Annotated in this window: 3 protein-coding genes; all 3 read left to right on the top strand. The window is 59.4% G+C overall.

What is annotated here, in order from left to right:
- Window positions 1-86: 86 nt before the first annotated feature.
- The gene (locus tag ACFSOY_RS04830; protein WP_386044389.1) at window positions 87-16,748 is read left to right on the top strand and encodes a non-ribosomal peptide synthase/polyketide synthase; all 16,662 of its coding nucleotides are present in this window, start codon (window positions 87-89) and stop codon (window positions 16,746-16,748) included.
- A gap of 26 nt (window positions 16,749-16,774) precedes the next feature.
- Complete coding sequence (locus ACFSOY_RS04825; protein ID WP_386044388.1) at window positions 16,775-19,792, top strand: acyltransferase domain-containing protein; 3,018 nt, start codon at window positions 16,775-16,777, stop codon at window positions 19,790-19,792.
- 207 nt (window positions 19,793-19,999) lie between these two features.
- A complete protein-coding gene (locus ACFSOY_RS04820; RefSeq protein WP_386044387.1) occupies window positions 20,000-21,211 on the top strand; it encodes a multidrug effflux MFS transporter in 1,212 nt (403 codons plus the stop codon).
- Window positions 21,212-21,355: the final 144 nt, after the last annotated feature.

Raw genomic sequence — 21,355 nt, 5'->3', positions numbered from 1 at the left:
GATTTGACAGTCCTATTCTAATGTGATAACTATTTTAGTATGACTAATCAATATTAAAGCAGATGAGCTTCGATGGAGGGGAAGGAATGACGCGAGAAACTGTTGAGAAAAGCAGGTTGGACGAGAGCTTTTCTCCGTTGCAATTGCCGGTCGATCGAGCTCGTCAGACAGGGCGAGGTCAGACGCACATCCTACGGCGTGAGATTCTGACGTCTGTGCTGTGCGATCGATTGGATCGTCTGTGCAGGACTTTACAAGTGGATCGGATCAGCCTGTTGCTGACCGCGTTCCAGACGCTGTTGGCTCGATATGCAGGCCAAGAGGAATTTGTGATCGGAGCTTTGCATGGCGGAGAGAGGTTGGCACTCCCAGTAGCGTATGCCGGGGAGCTGACATTTGTCGAGTCGGTCACCCGCACGACAGCGGCGCTACTAAACGCAAAGCGTGCGCATGATATATTTTCTAACGGTGTGGAAGTAGAAATGCTTCCCGTCTGGTGGAAGACAGATCAAACTGCAGATGTTCCAGAAAGCTTTGAGCTGCTCGTGACGATTGCTGACGAGTCGGTTGGTATGACCGTGTCGTTCGAATATCAGGCTGAACTGTTCGAATCGTCGACGATCGAGCGGATGATCGGTCACTTTAACCAGCTGCTCGCAGCTGCCGCTTCCGATGCGAACGCGGAAGTTTCGCGCTTGCCGATGCTTTCTGAGCAAGAGCGCAGCCAACTGCTGGTGGAGTGGAACCGAACGGCGAGCGCATATCCGCAGAACAGCACGCTCAAAACGCTTTTCGAAGAGCAGGCAAAACTTCAGCCGGATGGTGTGGCGGTGCGCTTTTTGGATCAGGTGGTCAGCTATGCAGAACTGAACGCTCGTGCTAACCGCTTGGCCCATCATCTGCGCAAGCTTGGCGTCGGCCCGAACGTGCTGGTTGGAATCTGTGTGGAGCGCTCGGTGGAGCTGGTGGTCGGCCTGCTGGGCATCGTCAAGGCGGGCGGGGCGTATGTGCCGCTCGATGCAGAATATCCGACTGAGCGCTTAGCTTTCATGATGCAAGATACGGAGCTCGACATTCTGGTGGCACAAGATCACCTTTTGGACAAGCTTCCGGAGCAGGCGACGCATGTGGTGCGCCTCGATGCGGATCGCGAGCTGCTTGCCCAAGAGCGGACAGACGATCTGCAGACGGAGACGACAGCAGACGATCTGGTCTATGTGATCTACACATCTGGCACGACCGGCAGACCGAAGGGGATCTGCATCAAGCATCGCGGCGTTGTGCGCTTGGTGAAGGAGACCAACTTTTTTACCGCATCGAGCGAAGATCTTTTCTTGCAGATCGCGCCGATCTCTTTTGACGCGGCGACCTTCGAGATCTGGGGCAGCCTGCTAAACGGGGCGGCACTGCTCGTCTATCCGCCGAGCAAGATCGATTTGGTCGAGTTGAGCCAACTGGTGGAATCGACGCGCCTGACCGTCTTGCATCTGACGGCCGGTCTGTTCAACCAGATGGTGGACGAACATCTGGATCGGTTGGTGCATGTCCGTCAGCTGTTGACCGGCGGTGATGCGCTGTCCGTTCCTCATGCGCGACGGGCGCTGCGCGCCTTGCCGAACTGCGCGATCTCCAACTGCTACGGGCCGACCGAGGTGACGATGCTTGCAAGCGTCTATCGCATGCCGAGTGCGGACGAGCTGGCGGAGACGGCTCGCATCGGACGCCCGATCGCCAACACGGAGCTCTACGTGCTCGATCAGCAGCTCCAGCCGGTGCCGATCGGTGTGGCCGGCGAGCTGTATGTGGGCGGACCTGGCTTGGCTGCCGGCTATCTACATCTGCCGGAGATGACGGCAGATCGTTTTGTGATGCATCCGTTTTCGCAGGTGCCAGGCGAGCGCCTGTACCGCACCGGAGATCGCGTGCGCTATCTGCCGGACGGCAACATAGAATTTTTCGGACGGATCGATCAGCAGGTAAAAGTGCGCGGCTACCGCATCGAACTCGCTGAGATCGAAGAGGTGCTAAAAGCGCATGCGGCGGTGCAAGACGCGGTGGTCATCGTTCGCGAATATGCGGCGGGAGACAAGCGCTTGCTCGCCTATCTCGTGCCGAGCGACAGCGGCGTCCCAACTCCGCTCCCCGAGCTGCGCGCGTATGTGCGCGATCGGTTGCCCGAATATATGGTGCCAGCTGCGCTCATCCGGATCGAGTCGATCCCGCTGACGCCAAACGGGAAGATCGACCGCAAATCGTTGCCGGAGCCACAGCAACCTTCGAGCGAAGAGGCGGAGCGGTCGCGCACGCCGATCGAAGAGCTGGTGGGCGAGCTGTTTGCCGGCGTGCTCGGCTATCAGCGAGTCGGGCTGGCGGATGACTTCTTCGGACTGGGTGGCCATTCGCTGCTGGCGACACAAGCGATCTCGCGGCTCCGCGCTGCGTTCAGGATCGATCTGTCGTTGCGCGACCTGTTCGAAGCACCGTCAGTAACGTTGATGGCGGAGCGAATCGCAAGCATGCAAGCGAGCGGAACGAGCCTCGCGATCCATCAGGTGACAGCAACGGAGCGAAGCGCTGTGGCGCCGCTGTCCTTCTCGCAGCAGCGGATGTGGTTTTTAAATCAGTATCAGCCGGGCAACCCGTCGTACAACCTGTCCTTCGCCCTGCACCTCACAGGTGATCTCTACCCGGATGCGCTCGAATGGTCGTTGAACGAACTGGTCACGCGCCACGAAGCGCTTCGAACTTCGTTCCTCAACGTGGACGGTGTGCCGATGCAGAAGATCGAACCGCTCTGGTCGTTGCCGTTCGATGTGATCGATCTGCAAGAGTGGCCGGCAGAAGAGCGCATCGACCGTGCGATCGAGCTTGCGGAAGCGGAAGCGAAGCGCCCCTTTCAACTGGATGAAGATTCACTGATCCGCGCCGCTCTGCTCCTGATCGATCGAGACGAATATGTGCTTTTGCTCAACCTGCATCACATCGTCCTGGACGGCTGGTCGATGGAGGTGTTCGCTGGCGAACTGTCGGCGATCTACAGTGCCTTTTTAGAAGGCAGTCTATCGCCGCTTGAGGACATGTCGATCCAATATGCTGACTTCGCACGCTGGCAACGCCAACATCTGACCGCCGACCTGATCGACCGACAGCTCCGCTATTGGAAAGAGCGATTGGCCGGGATGCAAGCGCTGCAATTGCCGACCGATCGCCCTCGGCCGGCAGTGCCGAGCTTGGCGGGCGCCGTGCATGCGTTTGAGCTGTCAGATCGCCTGACAGAAGCGCTGCGCACCTTCTCGCGCCGAGAGGGCGTCACGCTGAACATGACGTTGCTCGCCGCCTTTAAAACATTGCTGTATCGCTTGTCGGGCGCGGACGACATCGCCGTCGGATCGCCAGTCGCAGGCCGGCCGCGACCTGAGCTAGAAAGCTTGATCGGTTGCTTCGTCAACACGGTGGTGCTGCGCAGCGATCTGTCGGGCGAGCTCTCCTTCCGCGAGCTGGTCAAACGAGTGCGAGAAACGGCGCTCGATGCGTACGCGCATCAGGATGTGCCGTTTGAAAAGGTGGTCGCAGAACTCCAACCAGGGCGTGACCAGAGCTTCTCACCGCTCGTTCAGGCGATGTTCCAAATCGAGCCGCCCGCACCGTTTGCGCTCGAAGATGTGACGATCGAGCAGTGGGATGTGCACAACGGCACTGCGAAATTTGATCTCTATCTGCCGATTCGCGATCATGGGGACAAGCTGGTCGGGCGTTTCGAATACAACACCGACATCTTCGATGCAGCAACGATTTCCCGCATGGCCCTTCATTTCATCACCTTGCTGGAAGGAATCGTCGCCCAGCCGGACGCCTTGCTCTGGCAGTTGCCGTTGCTCACCGCTGCGGAGCGGGACAGCGTTCTGCAGCTTGGTGACAGGACGGAGACCGACTATCCGAAACATCTGACGATCCCGCAGCTGTTCGCAGCGCAAGTGCAGGCAACTCCAGATGCGATCGCTGTGAGCTATGGCGATCAGAGTCTGACCTACCGCGAGCTGAACAGCCAGGCAAACCGCGTGGCGCACCTGCTGATCAGACGAGGTGTGGGTGCCGACTCTTTCGTCGGGCTGTGCATGGAGCGCTCCGTGGAGTTGATCGTCGCGGTGCTCGGGATCGTCAAGGCGGGGGGAGCTTATGTGCCGTTTGACGCCTCCTATCCAGAAGAGCGGCTGTCCTTCCTGATCAAAGACAGCGCGGTGAGCATCTTGCTGACCCAAGAGGCGATGCTGTCCGCACTGCCAGCGCACTCGCTTTCGGTGATCTGCTTCGATCGCGACCAGATGCTGATCGCACAGGAAAGCGACGAAAACCCAATTCTCGCGATCACGCCAGATCATCTCGCCTATCTCAACTACACGTCCGGCTCGACCGGCATGCCAAAGGGCGTGATGATCAACCATCGCGGTGTGGTTCGGCTGGTCAAAGGAACCGACTATCTCCGCTTTGCGGAAGATGAAGTGTTTTTGCATGTTGCGCCGATCTCGTTCGATGCGGCGACGTTTGAAATCTGGGGCGCTCTGCTGAACGGTGCGAAGCTGGTCGTTTTCCCTGCTGGGGCGCTGACGCTCGATCGCTTGGGCGAGGTGTTGCAAAACCAGGGGGTGTCCACGCTCTTTTTGACGGCCGGCCTGTTCCATCAGATGGTCGAGCACCGACTGAACGACCTGTCCTGCCTGCGCCACCTGCTCACCGGTGGTGAAGTGATCTCGCCTTCGCATGTGAACAAAGTGTTGCGTCAGCTGCCAGATGTCACGCTGTTCAATGTATATGGACCGACAGAAAGCACGACGTTTACGACCGCCTATTCGATGCAAGGCGTCGAGCAGATCGTAGGTGCGGTGCCGATCGGCGGTCCGATCGGCAACACGACCGTCTATGTGTTGGACGATCACCTGCAACCGGTTCCGGTCGGTGTTCCTGGCGAGCTGCACATCGGAGGCGACGGCTTGGCTCGCGGCTATCTGAACCGTCCTGAGCTGACCGAGGAGAAATTTATCGCCGATCCGTTCTCCGCAGATGCGGCTGCGCGGCTGTACAAGACGGGAGATCTCGTGCGCTGGATGGCAGATGGCAACCTCGATTTTGTCGGTCGCATCGACGATCAGGTGAAGATTCGCGGCTTCCGCATCGAGCTTGGGGAGATCGAAGGCATCCTGACACAGCATGAGGCGGTCGAAGCGGCTGCCGTCCTCGCGCGCGAGGATCGAGTAGGTGACAAGCGCTTGGTCGCTTATGTGGCGCTGGCGAAAGATAGTGCGCACACAGCTGGCGAGCTGCGCGACTACCTGAGCGAAAAGCTGCCCACTTACATGATACCGTCCGCGTTGCTCCTGCTGGACGAACTGCCGCTCACCACAAATGGCAAGGTTGATCGCAAGCGTTTGCCCGCACCAGAATCGTTCGACTCCGATATGGAATATGTCGCGCCGCGCACCGCTCTTGAAGAGCAGATGGCAGACATCTGGGCGGAACTGCTCGGCACGTCACAAGTGGGGATGACCGACAATTTCTTCGAGCGGGGCGGACATTCGCTGCTGGCGATGCAGGTGCTCAACCGCGTACACAAGCAGTTCGGCGTGAAAGCGGAAGTGCAAGACCTGTTCGGCGCCTCGACGCTTGAGCGGTTCACCGCCCGCGTCGCCGAGCTTGGCGCCAACCTGTTGGACGAGGTGGGGGCGGAGATCCCGCAAGCGGCGATTCAGGAGCACTACGCGCTGTCGCATGCGCAAAAACGCCTGTGGGTGCTGTACAAGCTCGATCCGAGCACCAACGTGTATCATGTGCCGCTGAGCTTGATTTTGAACGAGCAGGTGGAACTGCCCGCATTTGAAGCAGCGGTGACCAAGCTGATCGAGCGACATGCGATCTTGCGCACCCGCTTTGTCGAGGTGGAGGGAGTCCCGCGCCAAGTCGTTCAGCCGAGCAGCTCGATCGGGGTGCGGTACGAAGATCTGACCGCGCTGAACAAAGCGGAGCAGCAAGCGCATATCGAGCGCGCCGAGCATGCCTGCAACGACGAGCCGTTCGACCTGACAGCAGGGCCGCTGATGCGCGTCATGCTGTTCAAGCTGGGAGTCGAACAGGCTCACGTGCATCTCAACCTCCATCACATCATCACCGACGGCTGGAGCACGAATATCCTGTTCAAAGAGCTGCTGACGCTCTACCGCGCCGAATTGGCTGGGCAAACGGCGGAGCTCGCTGCTCAGACGCTGCGTTATGTGGACTATGCGGAGTGGACCGAGCGGGAGGCGGAGCGCGGCGCTTGGTCGAGCGCGGAGGAGCACTGGCTGAAGACGCTCGCCAAACCGTTGCCGCTGCTCGAACTGCCGCTCGATCATGAGCGCCCGAAACAGCAGACGTTCGCAGGCTCGACAAGGCTGACCGCGCTGCCGGAAACGCTGCACCAGCGCTTGCAGCAGGTGGCGAAAGCGGAGCAAGTGTCGATGAACATGCTGCTGTTCGCCGCCTACTTTGGGCTGATGCGCCACCTGTCCAAAGAGGAGGACATCATCATCGGCATGCCGATCGCCGGTCGCACGATGGAAGCGCTTGAACCGCTGGTCGGATTTTTGGCAAACACGCTGGCGATCCGCGTTCGCTTTGGCGACGAGGTGACCACCGTTCGCCAGCTGTTGGAAGAGGTAAAACGCCAGTCGCTCACCGCGTACCAACATCAGTCCTACCCGTTCGATCTGCTGGTGGAAAAAATCAATCCGGAGCGCGACATGAGCCGCCCGCCGATCTTCTCGACCGTGTTTGGCTATCACGAGGGGCTGTTGGAACTGGACGAGCGCGCCACCTGGCTGTTCGGTGTCGATTTTCAGACGCGGACGAGCAAGTTCGACCTGTCGCTGTATGCTGGCGAGAAGGACGGCCAGCTGCTGCTGAACTTCGAGTACAACACCGACCTGTTCAAGGCGGAGACGATCGGTCGCTTTGGCGAGATGATGGTGCAGATGTTGGAAGCGTTCGGCGGGGATCTTGACGTTCAGCTCGACGAGCTGCAGATCCTGACCGATTGGGATCTGGCCGTCTATGCGCAGATGAACGACACAGATGTCGATTGGGATCTAAACCAGCTGTTGCACGAAGAGTTTTGCCGCTATGCGGACGAACATCCGGATCGCATCGCCTTGATCTATGAAGGCGAGACGATGACATATGGCGAACTGCACGCGCGATCCAACTCGCTTGCGCACTTCCTGCGCGCACAGGGCGTTTCCCGCAATCAGCTGATCGGGATTCAGATGGAGCGTTCGTTTGAGCTGATGATTGCGCTCTACGGCGTCTTGAAGGCGGGCGCCGCCTATGTGCCGATCGACCCCGACTATCCGACTTCGCGCGTGCAGTACATGCTGACCGACTCGTCGTCCCCCGTGCTGATCACCAAGCTTGCCTATGCGGAGCAGATCGGCGAGATCGCCCAAGGCGAAGAGCTGCCGCTGACCACCGTCCTGTACATGGATGCGCATGAAGCGGTGCAGGAATCGCTCGGCGAGGGAGTCGGCTCCTATTCGTGGCGCGATGTGCTGGAATATCCTTCGACGACGCCTGAGGCGATCAACGAGAACAGCGATGTGGCCTATCTGATCTACACCTCCGGGTCGACCGGAAAACCGAAAGGCGTGGTCATCCGCCACGAAGCGATCGTCAACCGCATCCTCTGGCACCAATCTGCCTTTCAGACGACGCCAGAAGACTGCGTGATTCAGCGGACGACGCACTGCTTCGACGATTCGATCATCGAATTTTTCTGGCCGCTGCGCTATGGAGCGCGCCTGTTGATCCTGCCAAACGCGGTCTACACCGACCCGGAGCGGCTGGTCGAGCAGATGGTGAGTCACGATGTGACCTACATGCAGTTTGTGCCGTCGCTGCTCTCGATCCTGGTCGCCTATCTGCTCGGACTGCCGGAGGCGGAGCGTCCAGCGCTCAAGCTGCGCGACTTTATCGTCTCCGGGGAACCGCTCCCGAGCAAGCTGGTCAACCAGTGGTATGAGATGTACCCGAACGGTGCGCGGATCGGGAATCTGTACGGTGCGACAGAGGCAGCGGTCGACTCGACAGCGTTTTTCATCACCGGGCCGCTGCAGTTCGTCCATGTTGGCGTACCGATCGCCAACTCGCAGGTGTACGTGTTCAACCGCCGTGGCAAGCTCTGTCCGATCGGCGTCAAAGGGGAGATCATCCTCGGCGGGCTGCAGCTGGCAGAAGGCTACCACAACAAGCCGGAGAAGACGGCAGAGCAGTTCATTCCCAACCACCTGCCCGGACAGCCGGGCGGAGCGCGCCTGTACAAGACGGGCGACTTGGGGCGGATCTTGCCAGATGGCACCATCGAATGCTCGGGGCGCGTCGACAATCAGGTAAAAGTGCGCGGGTACCGCATCGAGCTCGGCGAGATCGAAGAGGTGTTCTCCCAGCACCCAGACACGGAGATGGTCGCCGTGATCGTCAAAAAGGGGCGAGATGGCAACAACATGCTGGTCGGGTTCTACTCGGCGACATCTGCTGATCTGGAACAGGCGGAGCTGAAAGAGTTTATCGGTGTGCAGTTGCCCAACTACATGGTGCCGGCCAAGCTGATCCAGCTGGACGAGATGCCGCTGACGCCGAACGGCAAAGTGGATCGCAAGCTGTTGGAACAGATGGCGCAGTCGGAGCAGTGGGAGGAGGAGCAGGAGTTTGTCGCTCCCTCCACACCGACCGAAGAGTCGCTCTGTCAGATCTGGGGCGCCGTCCTGCAGCGAGAAGCGGTCTCCGCAAGCGATCACTTCTTCGATCTGGGCGGACATTCGCTGCTGGCGATCCAAGTGCTCAACCGCATCGACAAGCAGTTCGGTGTGACCCTCCCGCTCAAAGATGTGTTTCAGTTCGCGATGTTGCAAGACATGGCGGCGCACCTCGATCGGTTGCTCGCAGCGGGGAAAGCGGGTGAGGCGGTGGAGATCGCCCGCGTGGCCGACCGCTCCGACTATGAGCTGTCCCATGCGCAAAAGCGGATGTACATCCTGTACAAATTTCACCAGAGCAGCAAGCTGTACAATGTGCAGATCGTCAAGACGATGCGCGGGATGCTGGACGAGCAACTGCTCCGGCGGGCGTTCGAACTGTTGGTACGGCGCCATGATGCGCTGCGAACCGTGTTCTTTGAGGTCGATGATCTACCTCGCCAAGCGATCAGCGAGCAGATGGAGATCCCGCTCGACATGCATGATCTAGCTTCGCTCACAGGATCAGAGCAGCAAGACGCGATTCGCCAGATTGTCGAGGCGAAAGAGGAGGTGCCGTTCGACCTGGAGCGGGGGCCGCTGGTGCGGGCGCTCCTGTTCAAGCGAGCGCAAGAGGAGCATTCGCTCTACTTGAACATCCATCACATCATCATCGACGGCTGGAGCTTCGACGTGCTGTTCCGCGACCTGTCCAATTTGTATGAAGCACTGCTTCGGGGAGAGGTGCCACCGGCGAAAGCGGATGGGATGCGCTATGTGGACTATGCAGCATGGCAGCATGCGGAGCTGGAAGCTGGCAGTTGGCAGGAGCATGAATCGTACTGGCTCAACCAACTGGCCAAGCCTCATCCGGTGCTGCATCTGCCGACCGACTATGAGCGTCCAGCAGAGATGACAGCCAATGGGGCGCTGATCGAAAGCGCATTGCCAGCAGAGCTTGTGGAGCGGTTGCGCACCCTGTGCAAACGCGAAGATGTCTCGATGTACATGGCGCTGATGGCAGGTTTCTTCCTGCTCTTGCACCAGCTGACCGGCGATGAAGATCTGATCGTCGGCACTCCCGTCTCCGGGCGCAACCAGAAGGCGCTGGAGGAGATCGTCGGCTTCTTCCTCAACACGCTGGCGATTCGCGTCAGATGGGAAGGCGTACAGACGCCGCAAGACCTCTTGCAGCAGGTGAAGCGCGAATTTCTGGCGGCGCATGAGCACCAGTCCTACCCGTTCGACCTGTTGATCGAAAAGCTGAACCCGGAGCGCGACACGTCCCGCACGCCGCTGTTCTCGACGATGTTCGCCCTGCTGACAGAAGGGGAAGTGGAGACGGCGGGCAACGCGCTAAAATTCCAGGCGGAAGACGGGCTGCTGAAGTTCGATGTCGCGCGCTTTGACCTGATCCTGCTGGCGGTCGATACGGCCGATGCGATCAAACTGCGCCTCGAATACAACACCGACCTTTTTGCCCGCGAGTCGGTGGAGCGCTTCCATGCGATCTTCTTGCAAGCGCTGAAGGGAATGGCGACACAGTATCAGGCTGACATCGGTGAGCTCGACCTGCTGTCCGCTGAAGATCGGTTGGCGTATGAGCGCCTAAATGATACAGCTCTACCCTACCCGGAGCTGACGATTCATCAAGCGTTTGCGCTGCAAGCGGCGGCGACGCCGGAGCGACCCGCGCTGTCCGATGAGGAGCACGATGCGATCAGCTATGAGCAACTGCAGGCGCAGTCGAACCGAGTGGCACATTTCTTGCGCGAGCGAGGCGTCGGCGTCGGCAGCGCGGTGCTGATCATGATGGAGCGCAGCCGAGATGTGGTCATCGCCATGCTCGGTGTGATGAAAGCGGGAGCCGCCTATGTGCCGATCGACCCGAACTATCCGCAGGAGCGAATCGAGTATGTGCTAAACGACAGCGCGGCGCAACTGGTGTTGACCGAATCGCATCTGCGCGATCGATTGCAATCGCTGCAGATCGACAGCTTTGAGCTGAAAGAGATCCCGATCAGCACGAGCGCCGAACCGATAGAGGTGCAGATGTCGCCCGACGATCTGGCGTACATGATCTACACGTCCGGTTCGACCGGTCTGCCCAAAGGCACGATGATCAGCCATCGCGGTGTGGTCAGCCTGGCGCAGTGGACCAAAGAGCAGTATGCGGAGGAAGATCGCAAGACGTTCTTAAACTATGCGACGCACAGCTTTGACGGCTCCGTCTGGGAGATCTATGCTGCGCTGTTGCACGGCTCCCACCTGTACGTGCTCTCGGAGCGCGAGCGCCAATCGGCAGAGCTGTTCGCCGAGGCGGTGAAGCGCACAGATGCGAAGCTGGTCTTCTTGCCGACTGCGATCTTCCGCGAGTTTGCGATGGCGCTCCCAGACGATTTTGCGGAGACGAAGTTTAGGTCGATCTTCTTTGGGGGCGAGGCGATCCAAGCGGAAAGCGTGCGCCTGTGGCAAGAGCGTTTCGGAACGGAGATCGAGTTGGCACACATGTACGGCCCGACCGAAGCGACCGTCTTCACGACGATCTATCGCATCTGTGAGCAGCTCGATCCAGAAGGATCGTCTGTGCCGATCGGGCGCCCGCTGGCCAACATGCAAGTCTCGGTGCGAAACAAACACTTCCAGCTCTGCCCGATCAATGTGCCTGGCGAGCTGTACATCGAAGGGGTGGGCTTGGCAAAAGGGTATTTGAATCAACCGGAGCGAACGGAAGAGGCGTTCCTCCGCCATCCGCATCATGCGGAACAGCGGATGTACAAGACGGGCGACATCGTGCGCCTGCTGCGGAGCGGCGAGATTCAGTTTATCGGTCGCCGCGACTCGCAGGTGAAAGTGCGCGGCTACCGCGTCGAATTGGGCGAGATTGAAGAAGCGCTGTTGCAACAGCCGGCCGTCCGCTCGGCGATGGTGGTGGTGCGACCCGACGAGTCAGGTCGCAACGACTTGGTCGCTTTCTACGTGCCGAGCGAGCTGGGCACTTCTGCGCGCGACTTGCGCAGCAGCCTGGAAGAAAAATTGCCCGCCTATATGATTCCGTCACAGCTGGTGGAGCTTGCGGAGCTGCCGATGCTTGCAAACGGCAAGGTGGATCGCAAAGCGCTGATGGAGCTCGCCTTGACCTGTGAGGAAGCGCCAGCGCAAGCATATGTTGCGCCGGAGACGGAGTGGGAGCAGAAGGTGGCTGCCATCTGGTCGGGCATCTTCCACCGCGAGCAAATCTCCAGACATGACCATTTCTTCGAGCTGGGCGGGCATTCGCTGTTGGCGATCCAGTTTTTGAACCGTGTGAAGCGAGGGCTTGGGCTGCCGATCGAAATGAAAGATGTCTTCCTGTACGGATCGCTGCGTGAGATGGCCGCCCACCTCGCCTCGCTGTCAGGCGAGGAGCAGGCGGGGCTGCAAAAAGCGATTCAGCGCTTGCCTGAACAGGAGGATTATCAGCTCTCGCATGCGCAAAAGCGCCTTTGGTTTATCTACCAGATCGACCCGCACAACCGCGTCTATGATGTGCCGACGATGGTCGCCCACTATGGTTCGTTAGAAGTGGCGACGTTTGCAGCCGCTTGGCAGCTCGTGGTGCAACGGCATGAATCGCTTCGCACGATCGTGTTCGAACGGGAGGGCGAGCCGCGCCAGAAAGTGATCGATCGGGAGATTCCGCTCGCCTATCGCGACCTGAGCGCGCTCGATCGACCGATGCAGGATGAGTTTTTGCGGTTGAAGGTGGAAGAGATCAACGCCGATCCGTTCGATCTCACCAGCGGCCCGTTGGTGCGCGCGATCCTGTTCAAGCGCGGGGAAGAAGAATACCAGCTCTACTTGAACATTCACCACATCGTCTATGACGGATGGAGCTATGAGGTGCTGTTCTCCGACCTGGCTGAAGCGTATCAGGCGCTCTTGGGCGGAGACACGCCAGAATGGACGCCGCTTGACGTGCGCTATGTGGAGTATGCAGCATGGCAGAACCGCGAGCTTGCGGCGGGCAGCTGGCGAGCGCACGAGCTATTTTGGCTGGAGGAGCTGAACAAGCCGCTGCCGGTGCTAGAACTGCCGACCGACTTCCCGCGCCCAGAGGTGATGACGTTTCACGGAGCCCTGCAGAAGATCGCCTTGCCGCGCGAGTTGGAAGTGAAGTTGCGCGAGGTGGCAAAACGGGAAGAGACCTCGATGTTTATGCTGATGTTCGCCGCCTACGTCACGCTGTTGAACCGGCTGACTCATGCGGATGACATCATCGTCGGCACGCCGGTCGCCGGGCGCATCGATGAAAGCATCGAACCTTTGGTCGGCTTCTTCGTCAACATGTTGGCGATCCGCACGCGCACGGAGAGCGTTTCAACACTGCAAGATGTGCTGGCCGAAGTGAAAGAGCGGTTTCTTCGCGCCTATGAGCACCAGGCGTACTCGTTCGACCTGCTGGTGGAAAAAGTGAACCCGGATCGCGATGCGAGCCGCTCGCCGATCTTCTCGACCATGTTCACGTTGCATGCGGGGGATGAAGAGGCGGTTGGGAATGAGCAGTTGCGATTTGTCAACTTATCGGCAGAGATGGAACACAAGAGTGCGAAGGTGGATCTCTCGCTGTTTGCGATCGAGCAGGCGGCAGGCATGGAGATCGCGTTCGAATATAACACCGACCTGTTTGCAGCGGAGACGGTCGAACAGTTTGCCGCTCTGTATCAGCAAGTGCTGGCAGCCTATGCGGATCGATTGACAGCGCCGCTCGGCGAGCTCGAATTGCTGACGGCGAAAGATGTTGAACTGTACGCGCGACTGAACGATACGAACAGAGCGTATGATCTCGACCGAACGCTGCCGGAGATGTTCTACCGCTCGGCTCATCTGCACGGATCGAAGATCGCCCTCTCCTCGGAGCATGGCGAACTCACCTATCGGGAGCTGAACGAGCGCTCCAATCAGGTGGCCCATCTGTTGCGCGAGCGGGGGCTTGTGCGCGGGCAGTTCGTCAGCATCGTCATGGAGCGGAGCATCGAGACGGTCATCGCGCTGCTCGGCGTGCTGAAAGCGGGCGGCGTCTACGTGCCGATCGATCCAGACTATCCGGAAGCGCGCATCCGCTATATGCTCGGCGATTGTCGGGCGCCCTATCTGCTGACCGATCTTGCGCATGCAGATCAGTTGCAGACATTGCTGGAAACGGAGCCTGAGCTGCGCGTGCAGATCTTGCAGATCGAGGAGGCGAGCGCCCTCGCTGATACGAGCGATCTGCCGCCACAGAGCGAAGCGGACGATCTGGCCTATCTGATCTACACCTCCGGGTCGACCGGACAGCCGAAAGGGGCGCAGATGGCCCACCGCGGTGTGATCAACCTCGTCCTGTGGGCGCAGGAGCACTACCGCTTCGGAGCGGATGATGTGATGCTCGAATTTTCTTCGTTCAGCTTCGATGCATCCGTCTGGGACACGTTTGTCGGGCTGCTGCTCGGCGGGCGCGTCCATCTGCTGTCAAAAGAAGGGCGGCTCTCGGCAGCGAAGTTTGCCGAAGAAGTGCAACACAGCAAAGCGACCTGCGTGATGCTGATGGTCACGTTCTTCAAACACTTGGCCGATCATCTGAGCGCAGAAGACGTTTCCAAGCTCAAAACGCTGCGGATGATGCATGTCGGGGGCGAACTGCTGACCGGGGATGTGTTGCGCAAGTGGCAGCGGAAGTTCGGGACGGAGGTGCAGGTGATCAACGTCTGCGGGCCGACCGAGACCACCGTCTACTGCGCGACACACGAGATCGTAAGCAAGATCCCCGATGAAATGCTCCGCGTACCGATCGGGAAGCCGCTGGCCAACTACAAGCTCTTCGTGGTCGGCCCGCACGGAACGCTCTGTCCGGTCAACGTGCCAGGCGAGATCATCATCGAGTCGGTCGCGATGTCAAAAGGCTATCTGAACCAGCCGGAAACGTCGGCCAGATCGTTTGTCGACCATCCGTTCCGCGACCGATTTGGCCCGGCTGTAAACAGCAAAGTCTACCGGTCGGGAGATCGCGGTCGCCTGTTGCCAGACGGTACGCTGGAGGTGGTCGGACGGATTGACGACCAGGTGAAGGTGCGCGGGTACCGCATCGAGATCGGTGAAATCGAAGCGGCGATCTTGCGCCATCCTGCTGTTGAGCTGGCAGGCGTGATCGTGGAACAAGCGCCAGATGGCAGCAACGCGCTCCACGGGTTTTACACGAGCGCCGGGGGAGCGGGGGAGCTCGACTTGCGAAGCTTCCTCGGCCAAGCGCTGCCGAGTTGGATGGTGCCTGCTCGCCTGACCCAGCTCGCCAGCATGCCGCTCTCACCGACCGGCAAAGTGGATCGTCGATCGCTCAGCGCACGCTCGCATGCTGTGCCAACAGGATCGCCGATCGGGCGATCTGTTGACACTGGGCAGGCGCAGGTCAGCACCTCGAAGCTCCAAGAGCAGATCGCGGCGATCTGGGCGGACGTATTGGAGTGCGACCGCAGCGAGATCGGCTCGGATGACAACTTTTTTGACATCGGTGGGCATTCTCTGCTGCTGACGAAAGTGCAGAAAGCGTTGCAGCAGCAGCTGGACATCAAGCTGCCGATCCTCGAACTGTTCCAGCACACCACGGTGCGCGAGCTCGCGGTGGCGCTTGGCGACGATGCATCGGTCGAGCCAGAAGATCGCTCGCCCACGCTGCCAACTCCGGCGCGCGCTGAGGAAGACGCGGTGGCGATCATCGGCATCGGCTTGCGCTTCCCTGGGGCGAAGAACCCGTATGAATATTGGCAGAACTTGCGCGAGGGGAAAGAGCTGATCCGCGATGTTCCGCTGGAAAGCCTGCCCGACTCTTTTGCCGAGCTGGACGAAGCGGAGCGAAGCCGCTATGTCCTGCGCGAAGGATGGCTGGAGGAGATCGACCAGTTCGATCCGGCGCTTTTCCAGATGACCGATCGGGAAGCGAGCCAGACAGACCCGCAACAGCGCCTGTTCATGCTCTGCTCCTGGGAGGCGATCGAAAACGCGGGCTATCGACTGCCGGAGATCAACGCGACCACATCTGTCTTTGCCGGGGTGTCTGACACCCGATATGGAAGGGGAGCGGCAGGTGCGGGCGTGCCGGATGAATTCAGCTCCGACATCCTGACCAATCGCAAGTTTACGGCGACGCGCCTGTCGTACAAATTGGATCTGCGCGGAGAGAGCGTCGTCGTCGACTCTGCCTGCTCCTCCTCGCTGACAGCTGTCCATCTCGCCTGCCAAAGCTTGCTTTCCGGGCAGTCAGACTATGCGCTGGCGGGCGGAATCTCGGTGCAGACGCCGCAAAAGGTGGGCTATCTGTACGAGCCGGGCTTTATCCTCTCGCCGGATGGGCATTGCCGAGCGTTCGATCAGTCTGCTGAGGGCACCGTGCCGGGCAACGGCGTGGGGGTCGTTCTGCTCAAACGCCTCGCTGACGCCAAGCGCGACGGCGACCCGATCTATGCGGTGATCAAAGGGTCGGCGCTCAACAATGACGGGCATGCCAAGATCGGCTATACCGCACCGAGCCAGCAGGGCCAAGCGGAAGTGATCGCCAGAGCGCAGCGCATCGCAGGCGTCGATCCGTCGACGATCACCTATATCGAAGCGCACGGCACGGGCACCAACCTTGGCGATCCGATCGAGCTGGCGGCGCTGAAGCATGCGTTCGGTCACCAGCAAGAGGCGCACTACTGCGCGATCGGGTCGGTCAAGAGCAACATCGGGCATACGGATGCTGCGGCAGGCTTAGCAGGTCTGATCAAAGTGGCGCTGTGCATGAAGTATGGCGAGTTGGTGCCGAGCCTGCACTTTAACAGCCCCAATCCAGCCTGCGGTTTTGAACACAGCCCGTTCTACGTCAACACCGAGCACAAGCGGTGGTTGCGGAAAAACGGACCGCTTCGGGCGGGGGTCAGCGCGTTTGGCATCGGCGGAACGAACGCTCATGTGATCATGGAAGAAGCGCCGCTCAAATAAGGATCAGACATACAGGAGGTGTTCGCGTGAACACGATTGGAAGGGAACGAACGCATCATCTGTTCACCCTCTCTGGGCACAGTCGGCAGGCGGCGCGAAACGCTGTCGAGAAGCTCTTGCACCATCTCGATTACGAACCGGATCAGCAGCTGGGCGACCTCGCGCATACGCTGCACGTCGGACGGGTTGCCTTTGACCATCGGGTGACGTTGGTCGCGCAAGACAGGGAGGAACTGAAGGCGCTCTGCCAGCAACAGCTGGCAGAGCAGCTCTCGGGCAGGACGCGAGAGCAGGAGCGCAAGATCGTCTTTCTATTCAGCGGGCAGGGCTCGCAATACACAGGGATGGGACAAACCCTGTATCAAACGTCGTCCGTTTTCAAAACGGCGTGTGAGGAATGCTTTGCGATCGCCAACCCGCTTTTTCCACGGACGATGCAGGAGTACATGTTCGACCCTGCCTACCGAGCGGAACTCGATCAATTTCATGTGACCTCTGTCGCGCTGTTTATCGTCGAGTATGCGCTGGCGCAGCTTTGGATGTCGTGGGGCGTTCGTCCAGACTATGTGTTTGGCCACAGTCTAGGCGAGTATGTCGCCGCCTGCATCGCGGGAGGTCTGACGCTGCGGGATGCGCTGCGACTGGTAGCCAAGCGAGGACAGCTGATCTATGAGGGGATCAAAGACACCGCGATGCTCTCGATCAGCAGCACGCGTGAGCAGGTGGAGCAGTATGTCGCGCTCTATCCGAACGATGTGGCGATCGCGACGATCAACTCGCCGCAGCAGTTTGTGATCGGCGGTCGAAGGGAGCAGATCGATCTGCTGGCCGCCCGCTTGGAGCAGGATGATGTGATGCATCGCCGTGTGAAGATGTCCACTGCGACACACACGATGCTGTCTGAGCCGATCGTCGAGCCGTTCCGACAGTTTGTGGAACGGGAGATCGAACTTCACCCGCTGCAGATTCCGCTCGTCAGCAATCTGGATGGCGAGATGGTGCAAGGCAGGGCGCTGCAAGCAGACTATTGGTGCCGCCATCTGGCGGAGACGGTGCAGTTTGCCGCATCGGCGGAAGCGCTTTTTGCGGATGGAGCGAACGTCTTTATCGAGATGGGGCCCCATCCGGTGCTCACCGCGCTGATCGGAACGATGGCGACAGATGACAGCCTGATCGCCGTGCCTTCGCTGAACCGCAAAGAGCCGCAGTGGAAAACGATTCAGGACAGCCTCGGGCGCATCTGGTGCGATGGGGCGAACATCGATTGGCAAGCGGTCGACAAAGAATACTCGTACCGACGCGTGCACGGCCCGACTTACGGCTTCGATCTCAAATCCTGCTGGATCGAGCAGCAGGCGGAATACAGCAAGCAAAGGCGCGGGGCGGAAGCGGATGTGCGCGAGCCGATGTCGACCGATTCGACAACGGATGAGGCGATGGTGACGCGATCGCCAGAAGAGTGGGTGCGCATCATCTGGCGCGAAGTGCTAGGCGTTCGAGAGATTGCGGGCGATGACAACTTTTTAACGCTCGGTGGCGAATCGCTGAACATGATTCAGGTACAGTCGCGCTTGAACAAAGCGTTTCAACTCCGCCTCCAGTTGAGCGACCTCTATCGCCATGCGCAGTTTGACGATCTTGTCCGCTTCATCGAGCAAAAGGCAACGGAGGCGGGTCGCGAGTTGCCTGTCAAAAAAGAGCGCGCGGTCGAGGGCGAAGTGCAGCTGTCGCACATTCAGCGGTGGGTTTTCGACTCGGTGCTCGACCCGGAGTTCTACTTCCTTCCGATCAGCCTTGAGGCGACGCACATCCGCGGGGATGTGGTGCAACGTGCGCTCGATGCGCTGCATGAGCGCCATGATATGCTGCGCGCCACCTATCATCGAGAGGGGAAGCAGATCAGACAGGTGATCTTGCCGATGCAAGATGTGCAGATCGAACTGCTGCGCTACGACCTCTCTTCATTTGCGGACGGAGAGGCACAAGATGCTGAATATTTGCGATTGGAGCTGGAGCTTGCCAAAAGCATCACCTTCGATCAGGGGCTGATGAATCGCGCGGCGCTCTTCGATCTTGGGGCGGATCGATACCGTCTGCTGTGGGTCGTCTCGCATCTGTACAGCGATCGAGTGTCCGGTGCGATCCTGATTGAAGATTTTATTGAAGCGTATGAATCGTTGGATCGGGGCGAGCAAGCGACCTCTGCGGATAGCAGCTCCTCCTATCAGGAGTGGGTCGACGCTTGCCAAGCGTATATCGACTCTGAACAGAGTGCCGAGTTGGATCGCTTCTGGGAGCCGGTGTTGGAAGAGATCGAGTCTGCCAGCAGGCGGTTGGTCGATCCACAGCAGGAGCTGAGCACCCAAGCGGACATGCGCGTCCGTGAGTTCCGATTGGACGGACCGAGCACCGCGAAGCTTCGTTCCACCGTCCCGGCCGATCTCGATGTCCAGCTCAAAGACGTGCTGACCGGAATTGTCGCTCGCGTGCTCTCGATCTGGAGTGACGAGGAGCTGATCAGTTTTGCGATCAACGGTCATGGTCGCGATGAGCTGGGCGGTGAGGCGATGCTCGATCTCAGCCGCACGGTGGGGTATTTTGTCAATACGCATCCATTCGCTCTGTCGGTGGCGGCTGGCGAATCGATCGAGCAGACGATCCGCAAGGCGGGCGATCGCTTACAAGCGATGCCGCATGGCGGTGCCACGTTCAACATGTTGCGCTACCTGAGCGAAAACGGTTCGCTCGGCGAGCGGATGAGCAGGTATCGCGAACCGCAGATTCTGTTCAACCACCAAGGGGAGATTCACGCGGCTGGCAGCTCCGATGCAAGGTGGAGCGCTGGATTTCATGGCAATGTCGAACAGCCGATGGAACGGCCAACCCCCTATTCGCTGATTCTGGTCAGCAGCATCCAACAAGGGGAGTGGGTCGTGCAGGCGAACTATTCGGCACGACAGTTCGACAAGGTCGCTCTCGATCGATTGGAGCGGTTGTTTGCAACCGAGGTCGAAAGCTTGCTCGCCCTCACCGTTTCACAATAAGCAAAGGAAGCCCCATCGAGCTTAGGTTCTCGATGGGGCTTCGTCGTGGGAAAGAAACCCATCGCGGGAGGAGCGACCGAAACAGCTTGACTATGATCGATGTTCTGCTACTTTAGAACTAACGGACTTCGAAATATCGGTGCAGCACGTGCTAGTTACCTTTTGATCGGGAGAAGTCATTTCTAGGAAAAGGGGTTTTGATCATCGATGAACGAACGTAAGACCACTTCCAAGGCGCCAGCGCGAACGGGCCGTTTTTGGATGGCGGTCATCTTGGGAGCTCTGTCCGCTTTCGGACCCTTGTCACTCGATATGTATTTACCCGCTCTGCCAATTCTCGCGGACGACATGCACACGACCGCCTCGATGGCGCAGCTCAGCTTGACCGCCTGCCTGCTCGGGCTTGCGCTCGGGCAGCTGTTCGTGGGCCCGCTCAGCGATGTCCGCGGTCGTCGCAAGCCGCTGGTGATCGGGTTGATCGCCTATGCAGCAGCTTCGTTGCTCTGCGCGCTGGCTCCTTCGATCTGGGGGTTGGTGATCTTGCGCTTCATTCAAGGGTTGGCAGGGGCGGCGGGCATCGTCATCTCCCGCGCGATCGTACGCGATCTCTATTCGGGGTCGGAGCTGACCAAGTTTGTCACGCTGTTGATGCTGATCAACGGTGCCGCTCCGATCTTAGCGCCGATCTTCGGCGGACAGCTGATGCGGTTCACCACTTGGGAAGGCGTGTTTATCGTGCTCGCGCTGATCGGGGCGCTGATGTTGGTGCTCGTATCGATTCGCCTGCCGGAGACGCTTCCGCCCGAAAAGCGTACACCGGGCGGTCTTGCCAACACGTGGATCATCTTCCGCGGGCTGCTCAAAGACCGTAAATTTATGGGGTATGCGCTGTCATCCGGTCTGGTGACAGGGGCGATGTTCGCCTATATCTCCGGCTCTCCGTTCGTTCTGCAAGGCATCTACGAGGTGTCTGCGCAGACCTACTCGATGATCTTCGCGATGAACGGCGTAGGCATCATCATCGCAGGCCAGGTGACCGGACGGCTTTCTGGGAAGGTGAGCGACACCGCGCTGCTGATCAGCGGACTTATTATCGCCGCACTGGGGGGCGTCACGCTGCTGATCGCTCTGCTGCTCGAAGCGAGCCTGCTCGCCGTGCTGATCCCGTTGTTCTTCGTCGTCTCAAGCGTTGGGATCGTCGGTGCGACCAGCTTTTCGCTGGCGATGCAAAGTCAAGGCCAATCGGCGGGCACCGCATCCGGTTTGCTCGGCGTGCTCACCTTTATCATCGGTGGGATCGTCGCTCCGCTCGTCGGAATCGCAGGATCTGACAGCGCTCTGCCGATGGGAATTTTGATCGCTTTGTTAGAGCTGTGCGCCATCTTGTGCTACTGGCGAATGGTGCGGGTTGAAAAATAAGCCTGTTCCTTAGGCGGCGCTGCAAAAGTCATACATTTTTTGTAAAAACCGATTTTCAAAGGTGCTTGGATGTACCCCTTCATGTGAAAAAAGCGCTATGAGCCTTCCTTGGGCCAAGCGCTTTTTTCATTTTGGTGCGGCTCA

It is taken from the genome of Tumebacillus lipolyticus, assembly GCF_042682745.1.
Taxonomy (GTDB): domain Bacteria; phylum Bacillota; class Bacilli; order Tumebacillales; family Tumebacillaceae; genus Tumebacillus_A; species Tumebacillus_A lipolyticus.
Note: the sequence above shows the minus strand (reverse complement) of the source record. Positions and strands in the feature narration are given on the sequence as shown.

Coding starts and splice junctions, on each gene's coding strand:
- ACFSOY_RS04820 (WP_386044387.1), top strand. CDS start 20,000: ATGAACGAACGTAAGACCACTTCCAAGGCGCCAGCGCGAACGGGCCGT.
- ACFSOY_RS04830 (WP_386044389.1), top strand. CDS start 87: ATGACGCGAGAAACTGTTGAGAAAAGCAGGTTGGACGAGAGCTTTTCT.